We start from the raw sequence: 26,526 nt of genomic DNA, 5'->3' as shown, positions 1-26,526 counted from the left end.
GATAGCGCCCTAGTTCAGGTTGATTAATAACGAATTACCTTGGTACGCGTATTCCTCCTTTAGCGCCTTTAGGGCTCCAAAGGATTTGCCATAATTGAATATCTCTGGCTCTGAATGCCCCAGCACATGAGTTCAAATAGTAAGTGAACATGCGTTTAAAGCGTGGCGTATAATTATCGCTAAGCTCAGGCCAACTGTCTAAAAATCGCTGATACCATGCCATTAGTGTTTTGTCATAATCAGAACCAAAATTATGCCAGTCTTCCATGACAAATTTCCCTTCACTGGATTGGCCAATATTCTCAATAGAAGGGAGCACTCCATTTGGGAAAATATATTTGCCAATCCATGAATCAACATTCACTTTGTTTTTATTTGAGCCGATGGTATGTAATAAAAATAAACCATCATCTTTAATATTCTTACGTGCAACATCAAAATAAGTGGAATAGTTTTTAGGGCCTACGTGCTCAAACATGCCAACTGAAACAATCCGATCAAATTTATCATTTAATTCACGGTAATCTTGTAAAATAATATTAACGTCAAGCCCACTACAACGCTCTTGAGCTAATTTTTGTTGCTCTTTCGAAATAGTGACACCAGTGACGGATGCGCCATAATAACGTGCAGCATAAGCGCTAAGGCCTCCCCAACCACAACCAATATCGAGTAAGCGCATACCCGGTTCTATTTGTAGCTTACGGCAGATCAAATCTAATTTATTGATTTGCGCTTGCTCAAGCGTAGTTGCTTCATTCCAATAGCCGCAGGAATATTGCATATAAGGATCTAACATTAGGGTGAAAAGATCATTACCTAAATCGTAGTGCTCTTCTCCGACAATCCATGAACGCTTCTGAGTTTGCAAATTCCTTAGGCGCGCCATTGCGACTTTCATTATATCAGTAAGATTATTGGGTAGCTTAGTATCGAGTTTCGCCTGTAAGACTTTATAGAAAAATAAATCAAGACGCTCGCAATCCCACCAGCCATCCATATAACTTTCACCGAGGCCCAGAGAGCCTTTTTGCAAAACTCTTTTAAAGAAATCGGTATTATGAACTTGAATATCAAATGGGCGGGAACCGTTGATTTCGATGCCAGCTTGGCTTAATAACGATTCTGCAATTCTTTGCCAATTTGAAACTTTACTTTTGGTTTCATCTACACAAGTGCTCATATGCTCTCCAACTTGAGATGAAGGTTTTTGAGATAGAATTTTAACTTGCTGAAAGTGTAGGGCTGCGAAGAAATAGCTTCGCAAAGACAGGGTTTGGTAATAAATATTATTGACCCTGAGTATACTCGTCATACTTCAAGTCGCAGGACCTTTTATTAGGTACGGTGACTACGTTCATAGGCGTCGGTTACATACTTTAGTACGCACCTAACAGCTGATTCATTAATCGCCTCGCTGTGACTAGAATTATTTAGAGTACAGTATTAACTCAAAAATCACTTCGGACTAAGTACTCTCCGAGTATAGAAGTGATAATTTTATTTAACAATGGCGAAAAATGTCACTTTTGATAGAAAAGTAAAATTTAGAGTAAATACGCGCAATTAGAGTTTCTAATAATGTCTGGAAGGTCAAATAAAGAGTGTCAATTTTTGATTTTTTATCAAAATCAGCCACTAAAATACAGTGGCTGATCAGAAAAGTAGTTATTGCGGCTGATATTCAGAGCTTTTTTGTGATGATTTAGAGTGATCTTTTGTATGTTGTAGAAAATAACCGATAACCATCGGAATTATTGTCACCGCCATCACCCCTGTGGTGGCTAAGAGTGGGTCGAAAGGTAACGCTGAAACCAAGAGGCTGGCTAAAAAACATAACCCAAGTTGTAAAGAATTTTGCAAAGCAGCAGCTTTACCGCTAGCTTGTGGATAGGCATTCAATGCTTTGGATACCGCTATTGGGTAAGAGGCTCCGTTCATGGTTGCCATAAAGCAGAATGGTATTAGTATCATGGTCAGTGTTGGTTCAGCATACATAGATATTAAAAATAAGATAATCATACTGACTGCATAACCTACTAATAGTAATGGAAATAATACTTCAGCTCGTAGTTTGATTAAAATAAAACGACAACCATACCCACCGACAATAAACGCTAATGTTTGTGGAATATAGCTTAATCCAATATCTGCTGGGTTGAAGCCCATATTACGTAAAATAAACGGTGATCCTGTTAGCCAAGCAAAAAATCCTGCACTACAAGATGCATAAATTAAAACGTTCCCACTAAAAATACGTGAGCTCAGTAAAGTGAAAAAGGAAATAGATTTACTTTCTGTCGCGTCAGTAGTCATCGCTTTGGGGGTGACGTTTTTTAATAACAGTGTTGGAAGTAATAATAAAATACCCACAGCCATTAAAACGATAAAAATAATTTCCCAGTCATAATGTTCCAATACCCATGCACCTAATAATGGCGCCAATGCCGGTGATAATGCAACGAGCGGCATAATAGATGCAAATACCTTTTGGGTACTCGCCGCATCATAACGGTCAATAACCAATGCTTGCCAAAGAACAGCGGCACTACAAACGCCAACAGCTTGCAAGAAACGTAGGATCAGTAACTGTGTCGCATCGGTTACCCAAAGAATACCTAAGCAGCTGAGAATAAACAGTAATAAGCCAGCAATTAAAATAGGCTTGCGTCCAAGTTTGTCTGACAAAGGTCCCCATAGCAGTTGTGCGAAGGCAAAACCAGCAAGAAAGATACTTAAGGAGGCGCTAATTGCCCCTTCAGTGGTATTTAATGCCGTTTGCATAGAGCCAAATGCAGGGAGGTACATATCGATGGCTAGAAACCCTAACATGCTCAGTCCAGCAAGGTAGAGCATAAAACCTGGGGAGTTTTTCGTCACAGTATTTGTCATAGCGATTTACTTTCTAGAGTTTACAAAATTGTTAATATGTACGCTATTGTATAGGCTATATTTTTACATTGTGAAACGGTAATATTTGGATCCTGCTATCAAAATTTTTGAAAGGTATCGTTATGTGGTCAGCGCATGCGTTAGAAGTGATTGATGCGGTTGCAAGAACCGGGAGTTTTAGTGGCGCAGCAGAGGAATTACATCGTGTCCCTTCCGCAATTAGCTATACCGTTAAGCAAGTGGAGGAATGGCTTGCTGTACCAATATTTGAACGCCGTCATCGCGATGTCGTCTTGACGGAAGCTGGGGAGATATTTATCAAGCAAGGGCGCTCAGTCATCAAAAAAATGACACAAACGCGTCATCAATGCCAACAGGCAGCTAATGGTTGGAGAGGGCAGTTTAGTATTGCTGTTGATTGTATTGTGAAACCTCAACGGACACAGCAACTGATATTAGATTTCTATCGTCATTTTCCGGATATCGAATTATATATTCACCCTGAAGTTTTTAATGGTGTATGGGATGCATTGGCTGATGGTCGAGTGGATGTAGCAATTGGGGCAACCAGAGCTTCACCCATCGGAGAACGTTACAGTTTTCGTGATATGGGCTTTATGTCATGGTGGTGTGTTGCAGCGCCAAATCACCCATTGGCAAAAATTGAAGGGAAACTAACAGATGATCAAATGCGTGATTACCCGAGTTTATGCCTTGAAGATACTTCAAGAAATCTTCCTAAAAGAGATACATGGGCATTAGATAACCAACGGCGCCTTGTGGTACCTTATTGGGAAGATGGTATGGTGTGTTTAGTTAATGAGCTGTGTGTCGGCATGGTTCCGGAACATCGCGCAGCGCCGTATTGTACGCAGGGTAAGTTAGTCCCATTAGAGTTATCACAGCCTTTTCCACCAAGCCCTTGCTGCTTAACTTGGGTTGAAAAAAATACATCACCAGCGTTGAGTTGGTTACTTGAATATCTTGGAGACAGTCAAACTCTCAACGCTGAGTGGTTAGCACCTTAACGGTTAACGGCGATAATCAATAAATGGTCCATCAGCAACAGAACGGCGCTCGACTAAACGTGGGTGCACTTCAATGGTTTGTGCGTCTTCACGCTTATTCACGATACGGTCGAGTAGCATAGTAAAGGCCATTTGGCCTAGACGTTCTTTGGGCTGGTGGATAGTGGTGAGTGCAGGGGTAAAATAGCGTGCATTACGCACATTATCATAGCCAATGATAGAAATATCTTGTGGAACACGCAGCCCCATCTCATCGGCAGCGCAAATGGCTCCCATAGCCATAATATCACCACCACAAAAGACCGCTGTTGGTTTTTGTTTGTTACTTAAGATTTGCATCATTGCTTTATAGCCGGACTCAGGTTCAAAGTCTCCCTGTACAATCCACTCATCACGTAAAGTGACTTTGGCTTCTTCCATTGCTTTTCGGAAGCCGGTGAGGCGACCAATCCCCGTGTTCCGCTCAAGTGAGCCTGGGATCACCCCAATATCACGATGCCCACGATCAATTAAGTAACGACCCGCCAAGTAACCACCATGAAATGAATTATCAATAATGCTATCAGTAAAATCACCTCGCGACGTCCCCCAATCCATAACGACCATAGGGATATTACGGTAATCTTCTAACATGCTAATGAGCTTTTCTGGGTACTCAGAGCACATCACCAGAAGGCCATCAACACGTTTTTGAGCAAGCATTTGTAAGTAAGCTTGCTGTTTACCTAAGTTATTATGTGAGTTACAAAGAATGAGTGTGTAACCTTTTTCATAACAACTGTTTTCGACAGATTCAATAACTTCTGCGAAATAAGGGGCTTCGCTCGATGTGGCAAGTAAGCCAATCGACTTAGTATGGTTAACTTTTAAACTACGAGCAACAGCACTTGGCGAATAGTTGAGTTCTTTTATCGCAGCCCAAACAGCAGCCTTAGTATCATCGGCTACGAAGCGCGTTTTATTAATTACATGGGATACAGTTGTGGTGGAGACATTAGCACGCTTCGCCACATCTTTAATCGTTGCCATGGGAAAAAAAAACTCCTGACCAATAATCGGTCTTGTTATGAATACTTATTAAAAATTACCAGCATATTGAGGCATAGTTACTTAACTGGCAATAATTTAGCGATTTGTTATGGATTTTGTCTGATCTAGCGCAAAAACAAAAGAAATAATTGATGTTATAACCTGTGATATAGACACTGGTTTTTATAAATCGTCATGTCATACTTATTTAACCTTATACAGTATAGGGTCAAATGGCTGGTTAACTGTTCTTGATAATGAGAGGAACTCATGGATACAGATTTTAAATTCGGATTATTAGCAGCAATTGGTTCTTTGGCAGTGATCATCACATTTGCAATACATATTTTTTAATTTTGCCTTTAAATAGCAAAGGTAAGATCACAAAGGGCGAGCACTGCTCGCCCTAAATGTTGCCAAAAATCAGTTAAGCAAGATTTTCTTCAACAAATTTCCAGTTTACGAGTGACCAGAAGTTTTCTAAATATTTTGGACGTGCATTACGGTAGTCAATATAGTAAGCGTGCTCCCAAATATCGACTGTCAGGATAGGCTTATCATCACCAGAGATTGGTGTTGCAGCATTAGATGTATTAACAATTGCTAAGCTACCATCTGCTTTTTTCACTAACCAAGTCCAACCGGCACCAAAGTTTTTGATTGCTGCATCGGTAAATTGTTGTTTGAAGTCAGCGAATGAACCAAATGCTTTATTTATTGCATCAGCAACTTTACCTGTAGGTTCGCCGCCTGCATTTGGTGCTAAACAGTGCCAATAGAAAGTGTGGTTCCACACTTGTGCAGCATTGTTAAAAATGCCAGCATCAGAAGTTTTAATGATTTCTTCTAGGGATTTACCTTCGAAAGCGGTACCTTTTACTAAGTTGTTGAGGTTAACAACATAAGTATTGTGATGTTTGCCATAGTGGTACTCTAACGTCTCTTCAGAGATATAAGGTTCTAGTGCATTTTTTGCATAAGGTAGAGCGGGTAGTTCAAATGACATTGCGTACTCCTTGTTTGCGTTTTAAACAACACGTATGGGTGTGATGCTCAAAGTTGAGCGAGTAATTGTCTTTTTAATCATGTACATACTAAAATATAGCGCACTGTATGTATCATTTTATCGTCATTAGCGCATTATACCACAATAAAAATATGGTCATGTGCATCATTGTACTATATTAACAAATTCAGCATATAAATACATCGTAAAATCATATAGATAATAAAGCCTAAAATCACAAAATGCGTTTGCTAGAATAAAGCTAATTTGATTTAACTATCTTTAAAAGACTGATAGAGAAAAAATCCCTTTTTCTATTTGAGGGTGTTATAGTAATGCCCCTGTAAAACTGGCATATTGTATGAAACAATGTGTAGTAATATTTTCGGTCAAATATTCTCGCTTAGTAACAGTTGCATCATCTGCATTTGCGATTGTTTACTGACTGCAAAACCAGCACCCAAGCTTTAAGGAAGTAAAAAAATGACGACAATTGAAAGAATCGAACGCCAAATCAAAGAAAATCCAATTCTGCTGTACATGAAAGGCTCTCCTAAGCTTCCTAGCTGTGGTTTTTCTGCTCAGGCAGTTCAAGCTCTATCTGCTTGTGGTGAACGTTTCGCTTATGTCGATATTCTGCAAAATCCTGATATCCGTGCAGAACTACCAAAATATGCTAATTGGCCAACGTTCCCACAATTGTGGGTTGATGGTGAGTTAGTAGGGGGTTGTGACATTATCATGGAAATGTATCAGCGTGGTGAATTACAAGCACTGATTAAAGAAACAGCTGATAAGTATCGCTCAGCTGATGAGGCAAGTGCAGAGTAATTTCCCTGTAGAGATAGTCTAAATAATTCTAAGAAACCGTATTAGTCCCTGATTGGCTAATACGGTTTTTTGCTATGAGACGTTGAATCAACTAGTCTTGTTCGGCTAATGGCCACCCACCTAACTTTTTCCATTTATTGACTAATTCACAGAAAAGTAGGGCTGTACGGTTAGTATCATAGAGCGCACCATGTGCTTGCTTACCATCAAAGGGGATCCCTGCGGTAACACACGCTTTTGCTAAGATAGTCTGACCAAAGACTAGACCGCTTAGTGCAGCTGTATCAAAAGTTGCAAATGGATGAAAAGGATTGCGTTTTAGGCCCGCACGTTCAGCTGCATTCATGACAAAACTATGATCGAACGTTGCATTATGCGCGACGATTATGGCACGGTTACAATCAGTGGCTTTCATACCTTTTCGTACCATTTTAAAAATAGCATGGAGCGCATCATATTCACTGACAGCGCCACGTAGGGGATTTGTGGGATCAATTCCTGTAAATGCTAAGGCTGTTGGCTCTAAGTTTGCCCCTTCAAATGGTTCGACATGAAAATGGAGTGTTTCATCGGGTGATAGCCAACCCTCTTTATCCATTTTTAAGGTGATGGCGGCTATCTCGAGTAGGCCATCTGTTTTAGCGTTAAATCCACCAGTTTCAACATCAATAACAACAGGATAATAGCCCCTGAAGCGACTCACCAGTGCATTTGGATTATTTTTATCAGACATTAGACATTCATATTAGAGTTTCTAGTTGTTGGTTATTATGCCAAACCCAGTAAAATTTTGCATATACCCGTCATAGTTCAAATTGAAGCACTTTTTCATTAAGGTTCAGTGACTACTGTTACTGGCTGTCTTGCTGCACCTCGAATTATTAATAGTATTAAGCTAAGCAGTAATATTTACTGCTTAACTTAAATAACTCGAATTAATTAGTTGCCAAGACCTTTGCTAGCACTTTTATTTTCAATTAATTCAATTTTATAGCCATCAGGATCTTCAACAAAAGCAATAATGGTATTACCACCTTTTACCGGGCCTGCTTCACGTGTGACATTACCTCCTGCATGACGGATATCTTCACAGGTTTGAGCGACATTATCGACGCCAAGGGCAATGTGGCCATAAGCCGTACCTAATTCGTAGCTATCAACTCCCCAATTATAGGTGAGCTCAATGACAGCACCTTCACTTTCATCACTGTAACCAACGAATGCTAATGAATATTTATATTCAGGATTCTCGCTCGTACGCAGTAATCGCATACCTAATACTTTGGTATAAAAATCAATCGAACGCTGCATGTCTGTCACACGTAACATGGTATGTAATAAGCGCATATTAAGACTCCCTAAAAAGTAACTGAGTGAAACTGAATCGTTTTAACGATTAATATAACGTATCTGTGCTCTTGAGCACAACGAAATGGGTTTATACTTGAGGTAATTCAAGTTGCAGTATTATTGTCGAACAAGCTCATATTGCGTCACTTGTACACATTGGTGTCATCTAACTGTACTTCGAATTATTTAATTTTTATTAGTAAATGATAGATATAATCGTATTTATGGAGTATATCATTATTTAATGTTTATCGTTAGGTGGTATTTACATGGCGGAGCAACTTGAGTTTTTTGAAATCCAGAGCCCTTGTCGCGGAATTTGTCAAACTAACGAACAAGGCTATTGTCGAGGTTGCTATCGCTCTCGTGAAGAGCGTTTTGGTTGGTTAAAATTTACAGATCCCCAGAAGCGTAATATTTTACGTTTATGTCGCCAGCGTTATATGCGTTCGCTTGCGATAAAAAAAACACAAGAGGATCCACCTACAGCACAACAAGAGCTGTTTTGACCGGTTCGCCTACCTAGCCTTCCATTGATTGAATATCTATCAAGTATAATTTTTATATTCAAAATACTTCAAGTTGAAGTATTTTACGTTGAAATATGATGATTATATTTATCGGCTACTCATTATATTGTTTTTTAATGAACTTAGCATGCTGCTCTCTTATCATTCAGCAATGTTTAGTATTTTTTTAGTATGATTTAATTGTTAATTAATTCATTGTTATTAATTTGCATTTACACTCTTCAATTAATTTTTATTTATTCAAAATAATGATTAAATAGAAGTAATATAACCCCAAATAACATGATTTTAAGATTAACTATATTTTATTGTTTTTAAAGGGTTAATTGAGAATTGTTATTTTTATTGTTAATTGTAATTACTATAAGGGTTAAAATAGATAGATTTGAAACAGGAGTAAGGCTATTCTTATTAACAAGATAATTGATAGTTTATGTGAGTAAATAAAATGGATTTTAATATATAAAACGAGTGAATTCTGCTAGTTGATTGATATCACGAATCAAATGATTGACATTGACTATAAATAGGTATTTATCATGGTTTTTCATAATAATTGGTTGTCATGGCAAGAAGGAGTTAATATATAATTTAAAATATAATTTATAACTTGTATATTTGTTAAACCAAATAGTATTGTATAAGGAGGGAACATTGGAGTCACAAATAGGAACTGATTTATCGCGTGTTGTTCGCATGTGGAGATCATTGATTGATCATCGCTTAAAACCGCTTAAATTAACACAAACACATTGGATTACTTTACATAATATTAGTCAATTACCGCCAGAACAGTCGCAGATCCAACTGGCAAAAGCGATTGGCATTGAACAGCCCTCACTAGTACGAACGCTTGATCAGTTAGAGGAAAAGAAATTAATTTCTCGTCATACTTGTGTTAATGATCGACGTGCTAAGAGAATAAAGCTCACTGATGAATCTGAGCCATTTATTAAAACGGTTGATGAAGTTATTGACAATACGCGTAAAGAAATCTTAGGTAATATCACTGCTGATGAGCTAGGGCAGTTATCATTACTACTTTTAAAGTTAGAGAAAAACATTTCTCGCTTACAAGGAGATCTATAATCTAGAAATATTATGACCTATATATTATTCAAATTTAAATTATTTTGAAAGATTATTTACTTTTTCTGATGATATCTATTTTTTGATGTTTATAAAGTAAATTGATTTTATAATTAATTATTAATATGGTTTATTATTTAATGATAAATCGTTAATGGTTTAACTGTTTTATTGAATATAAATGGCTATTAAAGCCAAAACATCATGAAATTTAATGAAAATACGATATTTCAGATTAACCGTTTTTTGAGGGATAAGTAAACACAGCAAGTATGAATAAGTATGAATAACTAAAATTCAATTAACAATTGTATATGAAGCTCTATATTCTAATTATATCACTATTGGCTAGGAGACTGATTGAGCCTAACACAATGATCATATAGATATATGAATAATGTGAGCGAATGAGTCAACAAAGCGATGGTTTGATATATATACTCGAAATAAATTGAGGAGCAGAAGGGGGATAAGTAAACGAACGGTGAGGAACATATAAACTATGTGACTGGCACGAGTGAATCGCGTCCACAACGCTGCAATCTGAAATAGGACGAGTATAGCAGTATTTAAAAAAGAGCTTCACATAACCCAAACTAAACATGTATGTTCACCGAGAGTACCCGGTGAACATATTCTAATACTAATATTAGCGAGGCGAAACAGTAACAGTACCACCACTATTAGCAATCATAACACGTTGTCCAGTACGGAAAGCGCTAGGGTCTTGTTTCTGAACCACGACAATATTCTTGCCGCTATCAAGGCGGATTTCTAACTGTACACCTTGGCTTTTATTCAGAGCACCTTGTGCTTGCTGGCCTGCTAAACCACCAGCAATTGCTCCCGCTGCTGTTGCAAGTGTTTTACCAGTACCACCACCTACAGTATTACCTAATAAGCCACCTAAAACTGCACCGCCAATTGCACCGATGACGTTTTCGTCTTCACCGGCTTGGATAGTAACAGGGCGAGCATTGAGTATTGTTCCGTAAGTGACGGTTTGTACTTGTTTTGCATCTTTGGCTGAAATAGTATCACCAGAAAGTGTACTAGTATTGACACAGCCAGATAACACAACGACTGCAACAACACCAACGAAAACTTTCTTAAGCATAATTACTCCTATGAGACTGGCTGTCTGTGGCAATAACGTAGCATGAATAGCGCTTTTAACTACCATATTAGGTATGTCTTTAAGTTATGCCAAGTTTTAAACGGTTATCAGGCTACTGATTCTGATTTAAACGGGGCATAAACACTAGGTAAAATATCTCAAAGTAGGAAATATTTCCTAATGTAAGGCACACTTTGTTAAATACTTCTCTTAAATAAATTCACGATATAATCATCATTCGATGTTCATCGCACAAAAAGTATTCTCTTAATACCGATGTTTCTTCACTATCTCATCGAGAAATACCTTGGTCTGATAATTATACTATAAATTATAATTAACGAGATGGGTATTAGTGCGTAAAAGTAAATTGTATTGTCTGTATTTTGTACTTTAGGCTTTCTTATTTTGCTTAAAGATTTTTTTCTGCGAGCCAGCACGAGAAATTTTAATGTTCGGTTGACAAAAGTATCAGCCAAAGCACAATCTTTTGAAGTCTAAGAATCGTTTAGCGCTGAATGAAAATGGTATGTAGTTAAGCAACCAATAGAGTATGTGAAACCTAAAGGAACAGTGATGATGATAAAGTCCGGCCGTTATATAGGGATTATGTCTGGAACCAGTTTAGATGGGGTTGATGTCGTTCTGGCAGCGATTAGTGATAAATTTGTTGCTGAACAAGCAAGCGTAAGCATTGGCTTTCCTGTGGAACTAAAAAAAAGAGTGCTTAATATTTGCCAAGGCCAAGAAACAACGCTGTCTGAAGTTGGTAAAATAGACCGTGAACTTGGCTCTCTCTATGCTCAGGCTGTGGAACAGTTATTAAAAGAAACAGGGGTTGCAGCAAAAGATATCATTGCAATTGGCTGTCACGGACAAACGGTTTGGCATGAACCCGACGGAGAAGCACCTTTTACCATGCAACTTGGCGATAATAATCGGGTAGCGGCATTAACAGGTATCACCACTGTTGGCGATTTTAGGCGGCGAGATATGGCGTATGGTGGACAAGGTGCTCCGTTGGTACCTGCATTTCATTTAGCTGTATTAGGACATCCAACTGAAAAACGAGTCATACTCAATATTGGTGGCATATCCAATATTACAGCACTCTTCCCTGGAGCTTATGTTAAAGGTTATGACACCGGCCCAGGAAACATGTTGATGGATACTTGGATATGGCGGCATAAACAACTACCGTATGATGAAAATGGTCATTGGGCCAGTTCTGGTGTGGTTAATCAGGCATTGCTCAAAAATATGTTACGTGACCCTTATTTTAGGCGTTCTGCACCTAAAAGTACGGGGCGCGAATATTTCAATATGCAATGGTTAGACCAACAGTTAGCTGGTTTTGACGATATGTCTCCTGATGATGTACAAGCAACTTTATGTGAGTTGACCGCTGTTTCTATTACTGAACAAATTTTGCTTTGTGGTGGTTGTGAGCGTCTGATTGTGTGTGGTGGCGGTGCAAAAAATACATTTCTTATGCATCGGCTTGCTGCATTGTTGCCAGGAACAGAGGTTGGCACGAGTGACAAATATGGATTAAGTGGTGATGATATGGAAGCCTTAGCTTTTGCTTGGCTTGCTGCAAGAACTATCGCGAATTTATCGGGTAATCTGGCTTCAGTAACGGGGGCTGAGCGTGAAACCGTTCTTGGTGCTATTTATCCTACAAATACTGATGAAAAATGATGGCGTTAAGGAAATAGAAATACGATGAACGAGGTACAAAATCAAGAGTTGGCTGCGTTACGCCGTGAATACACAAGAGGGGGACTGCGTAGAGCAGATCTAACTGCGGATCCTCTCGACTTATTTGAACGGTGGTTGAAGCAAGCTTGTGAAGCTAACCTTAGTGACCCAACAGCGATGTGTGTTGCTACGGTTGATGAAACAGGCCAACCTTATCAACGTATTGTTTTATTAAAGCATTTTGATGAAAAAGGCTTGGTGTTTTACACCAATATGGGAAGTCGTAAAGCGCAGCAGTTAGGAAAAAACAATAAGATAAGCTTACACTTTCCATGGTATCCCCTTGAGCGACAAGTTAATTTTTTAGGGGTTGCAGAACGTTTAAATCCGATTGAGGTAGTAAAGTACTTCCATAGTCGCCCTAAAGATAGTCAGATTGCTGCATGGGCATCACAACAATCATCACGCATTTCAGCTCGCAGTATTCTTGAAGGCAAGTTTTTAGAGCTAAAACAAAAATTTCAAAATGGCGAAGTGCCATTACCGAGTTTTTGGGGCGGTTTTCGCGTGGTATTTAATAGTGTTGAGTTTTGGCAAGGTGGTGCAAATCGTTTACACGATCGCTTTATTTACCAACGAGAAGAGGATGGTTGGAAAATTGATAGATTAGCACCATAATAAAACGTTTTTTAACTGGCACTTAAAAGCTAGGCGCTTTATGCTATAGCTTCGTTTACGAAAACTGACAAGCTATGTTCACGAGAACAACCGCTAGGTGGCGGTCTTGTGGCACTTTTAATAAAAATATACTCGTCATACTTCAAGTCGCAGCGTGTTTCGTTAAGAAAGAGTAGCTATTTCACTTGTTGCTTAGCTGTGCTTTGGATGATTTAAAGTATAGATAGACAAAATACAACTGATGGAGTCATTGATGTCTAGCAATAACCTGATTAAACAATTGCAAGAGCGGGGCCTCGTTGCCCAGGTAACGGATGAGGATGCGTTAGCAGAGAGACTGGCGCAAGGCCCTATCTCTCTCTATTGTGGCTTCGATCCTACCGCTGACAGCTTGCATTTGGGGCATCTGGTTCCCTTGCTGTGTTTAAAACGATTCCAACTAGCCGGGCACAGGCCTGTGGCGTTGGTCGGTGGCGCAACGGGTCTGATTGGTGATCCAAGTTTTAAAGCCTCTGAGCGTAAATTAAATACCGCAGAGACCGTCCAAGAATGGGTAGCAAAAATCCGTAACCAAGTCTCTCCTTTTCTGAGTTTTGATTGTGGCGATAACAGCGCAACATTAGCCAATAACTACGATTGGTTTGGTAAAATGGATGTGCTGACTTTCTTACGTGATATTGGTAAACATTTTTCTGTTAACCAAATGATTAATAAAGAAGCCGTTAAACAGCGTCTAAACCGTGATGATGTTGGTATCTCGTTTACTGAGTTTGCTTATAACTTACTGCAAGGTTATGACTTTGCAAACCTGAATAAAGAACATGGTGTGGAGTTACAAATTGGTGGTTCAGACCAATGGGGCAATATCACATCAGGTATTGATCTGACTCGTCGTTTACACCAAAACCAAGTCTTTGGGATGACAGTACCGCTGATTACGAAAGCAGATGGCACTAAGTTTGGTAAGACAGAAGGTGGTGCTGTGTGGCTTGATCCTAAGAAAACCAGCCCATACAAATTCTACCAGTTCTGGATTAATACCGCAGACGCTGATGTCTATCGTTTCTTGAAATTCTTCACCTTTATGGAACTCAGTGAGATTAATGCACTTGAAGAAGAAGATAAAAACAGCGGTAAAGCGCCTCGCGCACAATATGTTCTCGCTGAAAATGTGACTCGATTAGTTCATGGTGATGAAGGCTTAGCGGCGGCTCGTCGTATTACTGAGAGTTTATTCTCTGGTGCGGTTTCTGATTTAACGGAAGCTGATTTTGAACAGCTCGCACAAGATGGCATGCCATGTATTACTCTGGATTCGGGTGCTGATTTACAACAAGCACTGGTTGATTCTGAGTTAACGCCTTCTCGTGGTCAAGCTAGAACGGCAATTAGCTCAAATGCTGTTGCTGTGAATGGTCAAAAACAAACTGACCCAATGTATGTATTTACAGATACAGATCGCTTGTTTGGGCGTTTCACCCTGATCCGTCGTGGTAAGAAAAACGACTGCTTGATCAACTGGAAATAGCTCTGACTAACCATGGTGAGAATAGCTCGAAGAAAACTTCGGGCTATTTCTAGTCATCATACTTTTTATGGTAGCATCACTAAGAGCCCTCACATTCTGAGTAGATTTTTTGCTTGTTGCTGGGATGCTCTATTTGCTTACCGCAATACAAAGAATGGTGAACGTCTATTCCACTATGGCTAATCACTGATTTCTCTTCATTCGACTTACAATTCTTTTGGGTTTTCCATGAAAAGTGTTCTTTCAATTCAATCCCATGTTGTTTTCGGTCATGCAGGAAACAGTGCTGCTGCATTTCCTATGTGCCGAATGGGGGTCGATGTCTGGCCGCTAAATACTGTTCAATTCTCCAATCATACTCAGTACCCTCAATGGACTGGTACTGTATTTCCTGCGCAACATTTAACGGATATTGTGCAAGGGTTAGCGAAGATCCATAAGCTAGAAATTTGTGATGCAGTGTTAAGTGGTTATATCGGTTCTGCTGAACAAGGTAACGATATTCTGTCTATCGTGAAGCAAATTAAGTTAGTTAATCCACAAGCACTCTATTTTTGTGATCCTGTTATGGGACATCCAGAAAAAGGCTGTATTGTTGCTCCAGGTGTCGCGGAGTTTCTTTGCCAACAAGCGTTACAAGCAAGTGATGTTATTGCGCCTAATTTGCTTGAGTTAGAAACCTTATCAGGAGAAACAATTACAACTGTTGAGCAAGCAGTACAGGCTGCTCGTCAGCTATGTCGTCAAGGCCCTAAGATTGTTTTAGTGAAGCATTTGAGCCGAGCGGGTTACAGAGCTGACCGCTTTGAAATGATCTTAGTGACTGAAGAACATAGTTGGCATGTGAGCCGTCCACTGGTGGATTTTGGTGAAAAACAGCCAGTTGGTGTTGGGGATTTAACTAGTGGATTGATGTTGGTTAATCTACTAAAAGGTGAAAGTTTACCTAAAGCATTAGAGCATGTTGCTGCTGCTGTGTATGAAGTGATGATACAAACTAAGAAAATGGGAGAGTATGAACTTCAGTTGGTGGCCGCTCAAGACAAGATGGTGAAGCCAGAACACAAATTTTGCGCAACTGAAATTGACTAAATAGGGGTTCCAGTAAAACCCGTAGCGCTCACAAAAACGGAGCGCTACGGCTCTATTAAATTAAGCCTTCCGCAGACAATGCTTCTTGTACTTTAGGTCGTTTAGCTATTTTCCCGCAGTATTCACTTAAATGCTTAAGGTGAGAAATATCAACACCAACTAATTTAGTCCAGTTAGTTACTGTAAATAGATAAGCATCAGCAACGGTGAAATTATCATCAGCAAAGAAAGCTCTTTTTGCCAATACATCATCAACATATTGGAATTTTTTAACGAGATTCGCTCTAACAATGTCTTTATAGTCTTCAGGTGTACCCGGAGTAAATAAAGGTGCAAAGCTCTTGTGAAGTTCTGTTGAGATAAAGTTGAGTGCTTCGAGTTGATGATAGCGTTTTAGCGTGCCTGCGGGTGCGATTAAATTCCTGTCTTGTTTTTGATCTGCTAGGTATTGCACAATCACCGCGCCTTCTGTTAGCAGCTCACCATTGTCCAAAAGTAACACAGGGACTTGGCCTTTAGGGTTAATTGCTAAAAAATCTTCACCATCTTCAGTTTTTTTGTCTTTTAAATTGACACGTATAATGCTGAAATCTAGACCTGTTTCACGCAAAATGATGTGAGGAGAAAGGGAGCAAACACCGGGAGAATAATACAATTTCATCATAAAACCCCTAAAAATAGTTATGTTGGCAATGATAACTAGCAAGCTTAAATCCAGTGAATCACAGTATATCATGCTTAAATAAAAAAATTTGTATTAAGATGTCAGTGTTACTATCAGTTTGTAAGGGCATGAGGGGTTATCCTCTTGAATCAATTATTAAGAGTGATTCTTATCTTTTTTAGTTTCATACCTGCTAAAATTTGAGTCAAAAACGCCACATCAAAAATAAATGCTCAAAATAAGTGTAGGTAAACTGAATGGATAGTGAGTACCAGAAGCTGAATGTTCTTCGTAGGTTTGATGATCTGTTAATGGCGCATAGACCTCATAACATTACAGGGTTAAAACGTTTTGTTTTAGAGTTTTGGTTTTTTGGGTTGATTAATGCCAGATCATGCTTATTTGCTGGTTTCTTTTTCTTAGCACTTTTTTTAGTGCCTGCAAAAGGGATTTTACGGGTACCGCGTTACGATGTTTTGTTAGTTTTTGCTGTTATTTTTCAAGCTCTACTAGTGTGGTCAAAACTAGAAACTTGGGATGAGCTAAAGGCGATTTGTGTGTTTCATATGGTCGGTTTTATTATGGAACTATTCAAAACATCAGCAACGATCGCGTCATGGCAATATCCTGATGAAGCTTATACTAAATTATGGGGTGTCCCTTTATTTACTGGCTTTATGTATGCAGCGGTGGGGAGTTATATTATTCAGTCATGGCGTTTCTTTAAAGTACGTATTCAACATTATCCACCCTATTGGATGGCGACACTTGTTGCACTAGCCATTTATATTAACTTTTTTAGTCATCATTATATTGAAGATTATCGTTGGTATCTTACCGCGTTTATTTTTGGTTTATATGCACGAAGTATGGTTTTTTATACTCCGTTAGATAAAGAACGTAAGATGCCATTATTACTTGCATTTATGTTAATTGGTTTCTTTATTTGGTTAGCTGAAAATTTTGGAACATTTTTTGGGGTCTGGCAGTACCCTAATCAGATTGGGGCATGGTCAGTGGTGCATGCAGGTAAATGGGGAGCGTGGTCGTTATTAGTGATTGTCACTTTCACGATTGTCGTTCATCTTAAACATATCAAAGCAAATGTGGCTATTGCGCGCTAGTCCCAAGATAGCAAAACGCCATCCGAAGATGGCGTCATCGAACTAGAGTATGACTTATTTCAACTCTAATTCATTCATTGCCGCGATGCTAAAACCACCATCAACATGAACCACTTCACCAGTGATACCGGCTGCAAGGTTTGAGCAAAGGAATGCTGAAGTGTTACCAACGTCTTCAATGGTGACAGTACGACGAATTGGTGTTACAGCTTCACAGTGTGCCAGCATTTTGCGGAAGTCTTTGATACCAGATGCTGCCAATGTACGGATAGGGCCGGCAGAAACAGCATTAACACGGATACCTTGAGGACCCATCGCGTTCGCCATATAACGCACGTTAGCTTCTAATGAAGCTTTAGCTAAGCCCATGACATTGTAGTTAGGGATCGCACGCTCTGCACCTAAGTAAGTCAGAGTAAGTAAAGCTGCATCTGGGTTAAGCATGTCACGACATGCTTTTGCCATCGCAACAAAGCTATATGCACTGATGTCGTGAGCAATACGGAAACCATCACGGGTAACGGCATCAACATAGTCGCCATCTAATTGATCTGCTGGAGCAAAACCAATTGAGTGCACAAAGCCATCAAATTTAGTCCATGATTTTCCTAATTCAGCAAACAGAGCGTCAATACTTGCATCAACCGCCACATCACATTCAATAACGATGTTAGAGTCTAAAGATGCCGCGAACTCTTCAACGCGTGGTTTCAGTTTTTCGTTCTGATAAGTAAACGCTAATTCAGCGCCTTGTTCACGCATTGCTTTTGCAATACCGTATGCAATTGATAATTTACTGGCAACGCCAGTGATTAGAATGCGTTTGCCGGTTAAAAAACCCATAGCATTATCCTTGTTTATTTTCTATTGAAAACGCGAATATAACAGAAGACACTGTGTCTTGGGTAGTTTTCGCATCTCTTATTGACGAATCGGCTATATATTACCATGTATTATATCAAGAAGGATATTTTGCTGCGCTTGTCGGAGCAGTCAAAGATCCTGACGCCATGCATCGATTGAAAGAGGTTCACCAAAATGACTCTCAATTAATCGGCGAGTAACATCATGCAGCGGAGCTGCTAATACCTCAGCAGTATTACCGCGCTCAACGACAACGCCTTTATCCATTACTAACATTTTATCACTAATATGTTTCATCATGCCTAAATGCTGTGTGACATAAATATAGGCTATATCTTGCTTTGCTTGTAATTCGAGCATTAGATTAATTATTTGCGAGCGCATCGACATATCTAGGGAAGCTAATGCTTCGTCAGCAATAATAATTTCAGGTTGTAAAATTAGCGCTCTGGCTAATGCAACACGTTGTTTTTGCCCAGAAGCTAGCATATGTGGGTAATACTCTGCATGATCAGGCAATAAACCGACTTGGCGTAAGGTTTGAATAATACGCCGTTCTCGTTCAATACCTGTCAACTCAGTATTGAGTTTTAAAGGTAACTCAAGTGTTTGGCCGATACGTTGTCTTGGGTTTAATGAAGTACTGGGATCTTGAAATATCATGCGTATTCGCTGACTACGATAACCATAATCACCATAATTGAGCTGATGTCCACGGATCATAATTTCCCCCGCGGTTGGCTCTGTGACGCCTGATAACATCCGAGCAAGTGTTGATTTTCCCGAACCGTTAGCACCAATAATGGCTAAGGTTTGTCCTGCTTGCAAATTGAAACTGAGTGGTTTCACCGCTTCTAATTCATAACGACGAAATAGTCCTTCACGAAAACGAAACGTTTTTGTGAGGTTACGTACCTCAAGTAGTGCCTCCATTAAGATTGCTCCTCCGTATTCAGCGGATAATGACAAGCGAATAGGTGGTTTTTAATATTACGCAGTGGTGGGGCGACAATACATGTACGTTGTGCATAAGGGCAACGCGGACCAAGCCTACAACCAATTGGCAAATGCTCTAATGATGGGATAGCTCCAGGTAACGTATTTAATCGTCCTTTATGAGGAATAGGGCTTTCAAAGTCAGGAATTGAACGAATAAGCGCTTGTGTATAGGGATGGTGTGGACGTTGTAGAATATCTTCAGGAGTCGCACTTTCAACAGTTTGCCCGCAATAAAGCACGTTAATTCTATCCACTAACTTGGACATTAGTTCCATATCATGGCTAATTAATAATATGGACATATTATTATTTTGATTTAGTTTATCGAGTAAACGGAAAATCTGCGCTTGAGTGGTTGATTCCATAGCATTTGTGGGCTCGTCAGCAATCAATAAGCGTGGCTGATTGGCAATAGCAATCGCGATCATCACCTTTTGACACTCACCATCGGTAAGTTCATAGGGGTAGCTACGCATGATATCTTTATGATCTTTAATGCCTACACGATGTAATAATTCAATAGCGCGACGCTTTCGCCAATTAAAGCGTTGCCACCAACGGCCTTTATAAGTCCAGCCGGGGATCGCTTGTATCAGTTGCTTACCGATGTCTTCAGAAGGGTCAAGGCAAGATTGCGGTTCTTGAAATATCATTGAGATATTATGACCGATCAATTTGCGTCGTTTTCGTGGGCTAAGTTTTAATAAATCAATATCTTGAAAACGAAAACGGTCAGCGGTCACTCGAATATTGTCTTTAGTGACACCACAAATGGCTTTAGCAATAAGACTTTTGCCTGAGCCTGATTCACCCACTAATCCACGTACTTCCCCTTCAGATAGGGTCATGGAAATACGGTCGACCGCTTTAACAGGGCCGTTAGCCGTCAAAAACTCAATGGTCAAATTGCGGATGTCTAACAGAGGCATTATTCAACTCCCGCATTAATAGCTCGGTGCAATCCATCACCAAGCAAATTGACGAACAGGACACTGATCATAATTGCAGCACCGGGTAAAATCACTGACCAAGGTGCAACATAAATCAGCTCTAAAGTATCGCCTAACATCGCTCCCCATTCAGAAGAAGGTAACTGAGCGCCAAGATCAAGAAACCCTAGTGCAGCAATATCTAAAATGGCAATGGATAGCGCACGTGTCAGCTCAGTAACAAGGATCGGGGTAATATTCGGTAATACGGTATACCACAAAATAAAAATATTTGATGCACCATCCAACCGTGCAGCAACAATATATTCTTTATCTAATTCATCATGAACGGCGACATAAATTGTTCTGACCATACGTGGGATCAACGCCAAACAGATAGCAAGCATGGCATTTTGTAAGCTTGCTCCCATAAAAGCGACAACGATAATGGCAAGTAGCAATGATGGAATAGACAGTAGGGTATCAAGTACGTGATTAAAAACCGCAGATTTTAAACCACGGGTCATACCAGCAAGGCAACCAAGTATTAGGCCAACTAAGGTGGCAATAAATGTCACGAGGAGTGCTGCGCCAAAAGTGGATTTTGTGCCAATGATCAAACGACTCAGGATATCTCGCCCTAGATCGTCAGTTCCAAGGAAAAAAGCGACATTACCGTAATGAGACCATGATGGTGGCAATAACTGATAGCCTAAAAACTGCTGATCAATGGTATAAGGCGCAAGATACGGCCCTACGAAGCACAGTATTAATAGAAACAGTACCCCATAGAAACCGATCATAGAAATGATATCAGAAGAAAAAATATTCCAAACCACCCGTGTTGGGGATGGCATCTTCTGTTCACGATAAAAATTATCTGAGGACATACCAATCCTTATGTTTCAACGGATCCATCATCGCCCCTAAAATATCAGACAATACGTTAACGGTGATCACTAAAGCCCCTATTAGCATCACGCCAGCAGAAATAGCTGAATAATCTTGCTGGCGGATGGCGGTTACCAGCCAACGACCAAGCCCTGGCCAGTTAAATACTAACTCTGTAACCATTGTCAGGGTTAACATCGTTGAAAATTGCAGCCCCAGTTTTGGAATAATTGGGGGGATTGCATTGTGAAATATATGTCGCCGAATAATTGTTAATCTTGATAATCCACGTGTTGCAGCGGCCTTAATATAATTTTCACTAGCAATTTCCTCGGTGCTATTACGAACTAAGCGAATAACTTCTGTCGTAGGTGCTAAAGCCAATGTTAATACAGGTAAAATCATATGTTCCAAAACATTAATGATCATTTGTTGGCGATAAGGTGAATCAGAAAGCCAAGCATCTATTAATGCAAACCCAGTAACAGATTCTAAATTATAGAGCAGGTCGATTCTTCCAGAAACAGGGAGCCAACCTAAACGCAGTGAGAAGAACAGCGTTAGAACTAAAGCTAATACAAAAACGGGTACTGAAAAGCCGAGTAAAGCAAATGTGCTAATCGCGATATCTGCGGGCTTATTACGCCAAAAAGCGGCAATCATACCTAATGGTATCCCCACAATTAAAGCGAACATAAAAGCTAAGATACATAGCTCCATGGTAGCTGGAAAGGTATCTCTTAGCTGATCTGAAATAGGTTCACCATTGATACTAGAAACACCAAAATCGAAGTGCAATAAGCCATCAAAATAGAATAAATAAGCATCATAAAGTGAAGCGCCACTCAATGGTGCATTAGGGGTAAAATAGCTCAGACTAAAACTGACCAAAGAAAGAAAAAATAGCGTGATGAACAATAATAGTATGCGTCGCAGCGAGTAAATAATCATGGTTGCTGCTCCTGCTTACGGTCATTTTGGGGGCTATTTTCATTCATATCTCGATAAACACCAGCAAATGAGGTATTACCAAATGCACTAATGACTAATCCTTTCATATCAAAACGATAGGCTTGTAAGCGTAATGAATAAGCCAAAGGTAACACGGGAAGATCATGACTCAATATTTGTTGAGCTTGATGATAGTAGTCAATTCGTTCAGCTAATTGCTCAGTGAGTAACGCTTTATGTAATATTTCATCAAAAGTTGGGCTACACCAATGGCTTAGGTTAGTTTGCGAGGCGATCGCTGCACAGCTTAATAATGGACGAAAAAAGCTATCAGGATCGTTACTGTCGGTAGCCCAACCGGCCAATGTCATATCATGAGAGCGATCCATCAATTGATTTTCTTGAAAGCGTCCTTCTACAGAGCGAATATTCATAATGATCCCCACCTGAGCTAAATCCGCTTGGATCAGCTCTGCCATCTTTAGTGGGCTAGGATTATAGGATTGTGAAGAAACAGGAACCCAAAGGTCGAGTTTGAGGTTTTCAAGACCAAGCTCTTGCAACATTTTTTTCGACAACTCAGGATTATAATCCGTCACTTTAGCTTGATTATCATAAGCCCAAGATGCACGTGGGAGGATTGAAGCTGCGGTTTCTGCGGTTCCGTAATAAATAGATTGCATTAATCTTTCATTATTAATTGCGTAAGCAATAGCTTGACGCACTTTCAGTTGGTCTAAAGGGGGCTTACTGGTATTAAAGGCTAAATAGGCAATGTTCATGCCTGAGCGCATTGAGATACGTAATCGTGGATCATCACGTAAAACAGGTAATTGACTCGCAGCAGGGTAAGCTAATACATCGCACTCTCCGGTTAGCAGTTTGGAAATACGACCTGTTCCCCCTGCACCCATATCAATAACCACTTCTTGCATGCGTGGTTCACCTTTCCAGTAGTTATTATTACGCATCAAACGTACAAATTGGCCTGCTTGGTAATCGTCAAGTCGAAATGGCCCTGTACCAACAGGGCGCCAGTCAATCATTTCTTGGCGATTGATACTCGAAAGGTAATCCGCATACTCAGCCGACAAAATAGGTGCGTAATGGGTAGCTAAATGCCATAAAAAAGAGGTATCAGGCGCATTTAAACGAAACTCAACGGTATAGTCATTAAGTTTGCGAATACTTTGCACGCTATTGGCGAATTGTAAGCTATCAAAGTAGGGATAACGGCCACCATTAATATAATGATAAGGATGATGGACTTCAAACATGCGTGAGAAACTAAAGACAACATCATCTGCGTTCATATTACGCGTAGGAGTAAACCAAGGAGTTTCTTGAAATTTGACATCTTTACGCAGTGTTAGCCGATAAGTCGCACCGTTATCGAGCACTTTCCAGTGAGAAGCGACTTCAGGAATTAGCTGATAGGTGAATGGGTCTACATCCAACAAGCGGTCATAAATTTGTGCCGCAAGTGGATCGACAATCAGGCCACTACTCACTAGCTGTGGATTAAATGTCGTGACAATGCCATTAACACAGTAGATAAAGCCATTTTGACGAATGTTTTTAGGAACATCATTCGCTACGGTATCTCTGTATGAGACATTGCCACTAAGAGCTTGGGCTGTTAGTGAAAGAGTAAATAGAAGCCAAAGAGTTATTAGGCGCATATCACTGATATCGTTAACCTGAAATGACCTATTGTAGCTTAAAAATGGGTCGACAGGGTATAAGCAAAATATTAGCTATTTTTTATACCCACTCTACTTCAAGTTGTAGTGCCTTTTATTAAGGATGGTGACTGCATTCACTGGCGCTAGCCACCTAAATATGTGTGCTTCTAGCGACCTGTTTACCAGCAACAGGAATTCGTTAGAGTATGGAGCAAATCGAGATTGTTGAATCAGCGAGCGAAACACGAAATAAAATTTAATTGTTTAAATATCAAACTGTTATTCTTTAATGAGAAGAAATCTCATTAAAGCGCTTTACAAATACTACTGATAACTATTATCATTCTCTTTGCCGCCTAAGCAAAAGCTTAGGTCTAGGCATGACATTGCTCACATTGCTTCCAGTGTTTTTTTATAGCCAGCATGGGTGCTGGCTTTTTTTTATCTAAAACTTGGTTGATTTATTAATGAATAAGTCCAATAGCTTTTAGGTCTTCGTCATTAACATTTCCTTGTAATGTGCACATTAGTTTAACCGTTCCATTTTCCTTGTTTGCTTCTATAAAGAACAGCTTCTCAGCTGAATTTCCTGTAGGTGCAATACCACTGACTGGCGCTAAATTATGTTGCCAAGGATCTTCATTGGTATTACGCATCATGGAGTTAGCGACATAATATCCACCCCCTTCAATTAGAGGGAGTTTGGTTGATACACGTTGTATAACACCAAGCTCTGCTTGTGAGGTTTCAAATCCCCAAAAATAGAATTTGCCACTTATATTATCGCTAGGGATGATTTTATAGCGATCGAGGTCGATAGCGATGGCAATAAAATGATCAATCTCAATACCTTCTTCAGTGGTATGCTGTAAAGGAATTGAAATGCCGTTGTCACTGAATAATTCTGATGGACTGATGGCATCGGGGATCATGGTAAATTGCTTATTTTGATTTATTTGTTTAAAGAATGAATTGTCACACTTAGAAAGTAATTTTATAATATCCATAGCATGACTAGAGTAGCTAATACCCATAAATAAAAAAATAATATCATTTTTTTTAAGGCAGTCATTTTTTTACCCTTTAATGTAGTCAGAAAAGAAATATTCATAAAGTCATAAAATTAATTATTAGCATTAATTAAAGTAAGGTGATTATTCGATTTTAATTTTTATTATGTGGTTAAGTGTTTTTACTTATAATTGTTGATGAATATAATTAGCAATTTATTTTACCAATTAATAATAGGATGGTATATAAATAATAACAATATTATAGTGTAAATAATCTCTGTCATAGTCTAAATAGCCGCTAAGTCACTTAAAATTTATGGCGGTGTTATATTTAATTCTAGTTTTTTCAATGTATTTCAGTATTTACTCTGAAATTTCAAGTAGGGAGCAATCAATATAATCTCTATCATTTTAGCTAGGTTAATATTAACCTAGCATTTAAATTTTACTCATTAAATGTTATTTACTTCAATTTGATGTTTTTTAATTAATCCTCTAATTTGATCATAACTTAATGATAATCGCTGAGCTGCTTTACGTTGATTAAATTGGCATTGCTGTAACGCATGCTCAACTAATTGTTTTTCACTTTGTTGTTGCCATAAACGTAAATCACAAGGAAGTGAAGGTAGTGGGGAGATATTATCAAATTCAGATTGTTTGGGGCCTGCAAGCTCAGATAATTTTTCACCAAAGGGGTCAAATATAATCGTCTCAACAAGTTCTTCACTTTCACCATGACGATACACCGAGCGTTCGACAACATTTTTTAGTTCACGAATATTTCCCGGCCAAGAATAGTGTTCGAGAGCATGTCGAGCTTTTGTACTAAAGCCACTAAAATAAGGGCGTTTGAGTTCACCACTCATGGCTATCGCAAAGTACTCAGCTAGCAACATAATATCGGAGACACGTTCACGTAGGGGTGGGATGCGGATCACTTCAAAGGCAAGCCTATCGAGTAAATCAGCTCTGAAACGACCTTCTTTTGCTAATTCAGGGAGATTTGCATTAGTAGCACAAACGAGTCGTACATCAACTTTGAGAGATTGACTGCCGCCAACACGCTCTAATTCACCATATTCAATGACGCGTAGTAATTTTTCTTGTACAGACATGGGGGCTGTGGCAAGTTCATCTAGAAATAAAGTACCTTTATCTGCCCGTTCAAAACGGCCTTGATGGCGTTTTTGGGCACCAGTAAAAGAACCTGCCTCATGACCAAATAACTCAGAATCAAGTAAATTCTCATTGAGTCCACTGCAATTAAGAGAGATAAAAGGCTCTTGCCAGCGGGGGGATAGAAAGTGTAAGCGGTCGGCAATCAACTCTTTACCTGTACCTCGTTCACCAATTACTAAAATAGGTTTGTTAAGTTTGGCTAACTCAGAGGTACGTTCAAGGACATCTAAGAAATTAGATGAATTACCAATAATGGTATCGTTAGTATTTTTCATGGTTATTTTCACCAATAGTTGGTTTTATTGACCTGATATTAACTATAGTTTACTGTACGAGAAAATGATATAAAAATA

26 protein-coding genes are annotated in these 26,526 nt (G+C 39.3%); 10 read left to right on the top strand and 16 right to left on the bottom strand.

Features of this window, described 5'->3' with window-relative positions; all coding sequences use genetic code 11:
* Positions 1-34 precede the first annotated feature (34 nt).
* Together cfa and punC are read right to left on the bottom strand one after the other, a co-directional pair.
* The gene (cfa, locus tag JI723_RS11675; protein WP_272579712.1) at positions 35-1,183 is read right to left on the bottom strand and encodes a cyclopropane fatty acyl phospholipid synthase; all 1,149 of its coding nucleotides are present in this window, start codon (positions 1,181-1,183) and stop codon (positions 35-37) included.
* A gap of 485 nt (positions 1,184-1,668) precedes the next feature.
* Positions 1,669-2,892 (bottom strand): purine nucleoside transporter PunC, encoded by a 1,224-nt coding sequence (gene punC / locus JI723_RS11670; RefSeq protein ID WP_070929750.1) that lies wholly within the window; start codon positions 2,890-2,892, stop codon positions 1,669-1,671.
* A gap of 122 nt (positions 2,893-3,014) precedes the next feature.
* On the opposite strand from punC, the gene punR reads away from it, so the two are divergent.
* Positions 3,015-3,920: a DNA-binding transcriptional activator PunR gene (gene punR / locus JI723_RS11665; RefSeq protein WP_070929749.1), complete on the top strand. Its 906-nt coding sequence runs from the start codon at positions 3,015-3,017 to the stop codon at positions 3,918-3,920.
* A 3-nt stretch (positions 3,921-3,923) separates the two neighbouring features.
* Here punR and purR read toward each other — a convergent pair whose 3' ends face one another.
* The gene (purR, locus tag JI723_RS11660) at positions 3,924-4,949 is read right to left on the bottom strand and encodes an HTH-type transcriptional repressor PurR (protein ID WP_070929748.1); all 1,026 of its coding nucleotides are present in this window, start codon (positions 4,947-4,949) and stop codon (positions 3,924-3,926) included.
* 270 nt (positions 4,950-5,219) lie between these two features.
* On the opposite strand from purR, the gene cydH reads away from it, so the two are divergent.
* Complete coding sequence (cydH, locus tag JI723_RS19915) at positions 5,220-5,303, top strand: cytochrome bd-I oxidase subunit CydH (RefSeq protein WP_139158717.1); 84 nt, start codon at positions 5,220-5,222, stop codon at positions 5,301-5,303.
* A gap of 73 nt (positions 5,304-5,376) precedes the next feature.
* On the opposite strand, the gene sodB is transcribed toward cydH, so the two are convergent.
* Positions 5,377-5,955: a superoxide dismutase [Fe] gene (gene sodB / locus JI723_RS11655; protein ID WP_272579714.1), complete on the bottom strand. Its 579-nt coding sequence runs from the start codon at positions 5,953-5,955 to the stop codon at positions 5,377-5,379.
* Positions 5,956-6,438: 483 nt separating this feature from the next.
* Between sodB and JI723_RS11650 the strand changes: the two genes are divergently transcribed.
* A complete protein-coding gene (locus tag JI723_RS11650) occupies positions 6,439-6,786 on the top strand; it encodes a Grx4 family monothiol glutaredoxin (RefSeq protein ID WP_070929746.1) in 348 nt (115 codons plus the stop codon).
* A gap of 91 nt (positions 6,787-6,877) precedes the next feature.
* On the opposite strand, the gene rnt is transcribed toward JI723_RS11650, so the two are convergent.
* Together rnt and gloA are read right to left on the bottom strand one after the other, a co-directional pair.
* Positions 6,878-7,519, bottom strand: coding sequence for a ribonuclease T (gene rnt / locus JI723_RS11645; RefSeq protein ID WP_070929745.1), 642 nt, complete (start codon positions 7,517-7,519; stop codon positions 6,878-6,880).
* A 206-nt stretch (positions 7,520-7,725) separates the two neighbouring features.
* Positions 7,726-8,133 carry a lactoylglutathione lyase gene (gene gloA / locus JI723_RS11640; RefSeq protein ID WP_070929744.1) on the bottom strand — a complete coding sequence of 136 codons (408 nt, stop codon included), beginning with the start codon at positions 8,131-8,133 and terminating at the stop codon, positions 7,726-7,728.
* A 272-nt stretch (positions 8,134-8,405) separates the two neighbouring features.
* Here gloA and JI723_RS11635 point away from each other — a divergent pair, with 272 nt between their 5' ends.
* Both JI723_RS11635 and slyA read left to right on the top strand, forming a co-directional pair.
* Positions 8,406-8,645: a DUF1289 domain-containing protein gene (locus tag JI723_RS11635; RefSeq protein WP_070929743.1), complete on the top strand. Its 240-nt coding sequence runs from the start codon at positions 8,406-8,408 to the stop codon at positions 8,643-8,645.
* A 675-nt stretch (positions 8,646-9,320) separates the two neighbouring features.
* Positions 9,321-9,755, top strand: a complete 435-nt coding sequence (gene slyA, locus JI723_RS11630) for a transcriptional regulator SlyA (RefSeq protein WP_070929742.1) — start codon at positions 9,321-9,323, stop codon at positions 9,753-9,755.
* Between the two features lie 649 nt (positions 9,756-10,404).
* Here slyA and JI723_RS11625 read toward each other — a convergent pair.
* On the bottom strand, positions 10,405-10,872 hold the full coding sequence (locus JI723_RS11625; RefSeq protein WP_070929741.1) for an outer membrane lipoprotein: 468 nt from the start codon (positions 10,870-10,872) through the stop codon (positions 10,405-10,407).
* Between the two features lie 579 nt (positions 10,873-11,451).
* On the opposite strand from JI723_RS11625, the gene anmK reads away from it, so the two are divergent.
* The 4 genes from anmK (at position 11,452) to pdxY (ending at position 15,871) form a co-directional block, all read left to right on the top strand.
* On the top strand, positions 11,452-12,573 hold the full coding sequence (anmK, locus tag JI723_RS11620; RefSeq protein WP_272579887.1) for an anhydro-N-acetylmuramic acid kinase: 1,122 nt from the start codon (positions 11,452-11,454) through the stop codon (positions 12,571-12,573).
* 24 nt (positions 12,574-12,597) lie between these two features.
* Complete coding sequence (pdxH, locus tag JI723_RS11615; protein ID WP_070929740.1) at positions 12,598-13,251, top strand: pyridoxamine 5'-phosphate oxidase; 654 nt, start codon at positions 12,598-12,600, stop codon at positions 13,249-13,251.
* Positions 13,252-13,504: 253 nt separating this feature from the next.
* Positions 13,505-14,779 carry a tyrosine--tRNA ligase gene (gene tyrS, locus JI723_RS11610; RefSeq protein ID WP_070929739.1) on the top strand — a complete coding sequence of 425 codons (1,275 nt, stop codon included), beginning with the start codon at positions 13,505-13,507 and terminating at the stop codon, positions 14,777-14,779.
* 228 nt (positions 14,780-15,007) lie between these two features.
* The gene (pdxY, locus tag JI723_RS11605) at positions 15,008-15,871 is read left to right on the top strand and encodes a pyridoxal kinase PdxY (RefSeq protein ID WP_283125830.1); all 864 of its coding nucleotides are present in this window, start codon (positions 15,008-15,010) and stop codon (positions 15,869-15,871) included.
* Between the two features lie 55 nt (positions 15,872-15,926).
* Here pdxY and gstA read toward each other — a convergent pair whose 3' ends face one another.
* On the bottom strand, positions 15,927-16,532 hold the full coding sequence (gene gstA / locus JI723_RS11600; RefSeq protein ID WP_070929737.1) for a glutathione transferase GstA: 606 nt from the start codon (positions 16,530-16,532) through the stop codon (positions 15,927-15,929).
* Positions 16,533-16,792: 260 nt separating this feature from the next.
* Here gstA and JI723_RS11595 point away from each other — a divergent pair, with 260 nt between their 5' ends.
* Complete coding sequence (locus JI723_RS11595; RefSeq protein WP_337979391.1) at positions 16,793-17,659, top strand: DUF817 domain-containing protein; 867 nt, start codon at positions 16,793-16,795, stop codon at positions 17,657-17,659.
* A gap of 54 nt (positions 17,660-17,713) precedes the next feature.
* On the opposite strand, the gene fabI is transcribed toward JI723_RS11595, so the two are convergent.
* From fabI to pspF, 8 genes are all read right to left on the bottom strand, one after another.
* Positions 17,714-18,502 (bottom strand): enoyl-ACP reductase FabI, encoded by a 789-nt coding sequence (fabI, locus tag JI723_RS11590; protein WP_272579717.1) that lies wholly within the window; start codon positions 18,500-18,502, stop codon positions 17,714-17,716.
* Between the two features lie 150 nt (positions 18,503-18,652).
* A complete protein-coding gene (gene sapF / locus JI723_RS11585; RefSeq protein ID WP_070929734.1) occupies positions 18,653-19,456 on the bottom strand; it encodes a putrescine export ABC transporter ATP-binding protein SapF in 804 nt (267 codons plus the stop codon).
* Positions 19,456-20,451: a putrescine export ABC transporter ATP-binding protein SapD gene (gene sapD, locus JI723_RS11580; RefSeq protein WP_070929733.1), complete on the bottom strand. Its 996-nt coding sequence runs from the start codon at positions 20,449-20,451 to the stop codon at positions 19,456-19,458. Before sapD ends, sapF begins: the two co-directional genes overlap by 1 nt.
* Positions 20,451-21,341, bottom strand: a complete 891-nt coding sequence (gene sapC / locus JI723_RS11575) for a putrescine export ABC transporter permease SapC (RefSeq protein ID WP_070929732.1) — start codon at positions 21,339-21,341, stop codon at positions 20,451-20,453. Before sapC ends, sapD begins: the two co-directional genes overlap by 1 nt.
* On the bottom strand, positions 21,328-22,293 hold the full coding sequence (sapB, locus tag JI723_RS11570) for a putrescine export ABC transporter permease SapB (protein WP_070929731.1): 966 nt from the start codon (positions 22,291-22,293) through the stop codon (positions 21,328-21,330). The genes sapC and sapB overlap by 14 nt, the downstream gene beginning before the upstream one ends.
* Positions 22,290-23,975 (bottom strand): ABC transporter substrate-binding protein SapA, encoded by a 1,686-nt coding sequence (gene sapA, locus JI723_RS11565; RefSeq protein WP_070929730.1) that lies wholly within the window; start codon positions 23,973-23,975, stop codon positions 22,290-22,292. Before sapA ends, sapB begins: the two co-directional genes overlap by 4 nt.
* Positions 23,976-24,442: 467 nt before the next feature.
* A complete protein-coding gene (locus tag JI723_RS11560; RefSeq protein ID WP_337979390.1) occupies positions 24,443-24,985 on the bottom strand; it encodes a hypothetical protein in 543 nt (180 codons plus the stop codon).
* Between the two features lie 458 nt (positions 24,986-25,443).
* Positions 25,444-26,448, bottom strand: coding sequence for a phage shock protein operon transcriptional activator (gene pspF, locus JI723_RS11555; protein WP_070929728.1), 1,005 nt, complete (start codon positions 26,446-26,448; stop codon positions 25,444-25,446).
* Positions 26,449-26,526 lie beyond the last annotated feature (78 nt).

Source organism: Providencia manganoxydans (genome assembly GCF_016618195.1).
GTDB lineage: Bacteria > Pseudomonadota > Gammaproteobacteria > Enterobacterales > Enterobacteriaceae > Providencia > Providencia manganoxydans.
The sequence above is the reverse complement of the archived record's forward strand: the minus strand, read 5'-3'. Positions and strand labels throughout refer to the sequence as shown.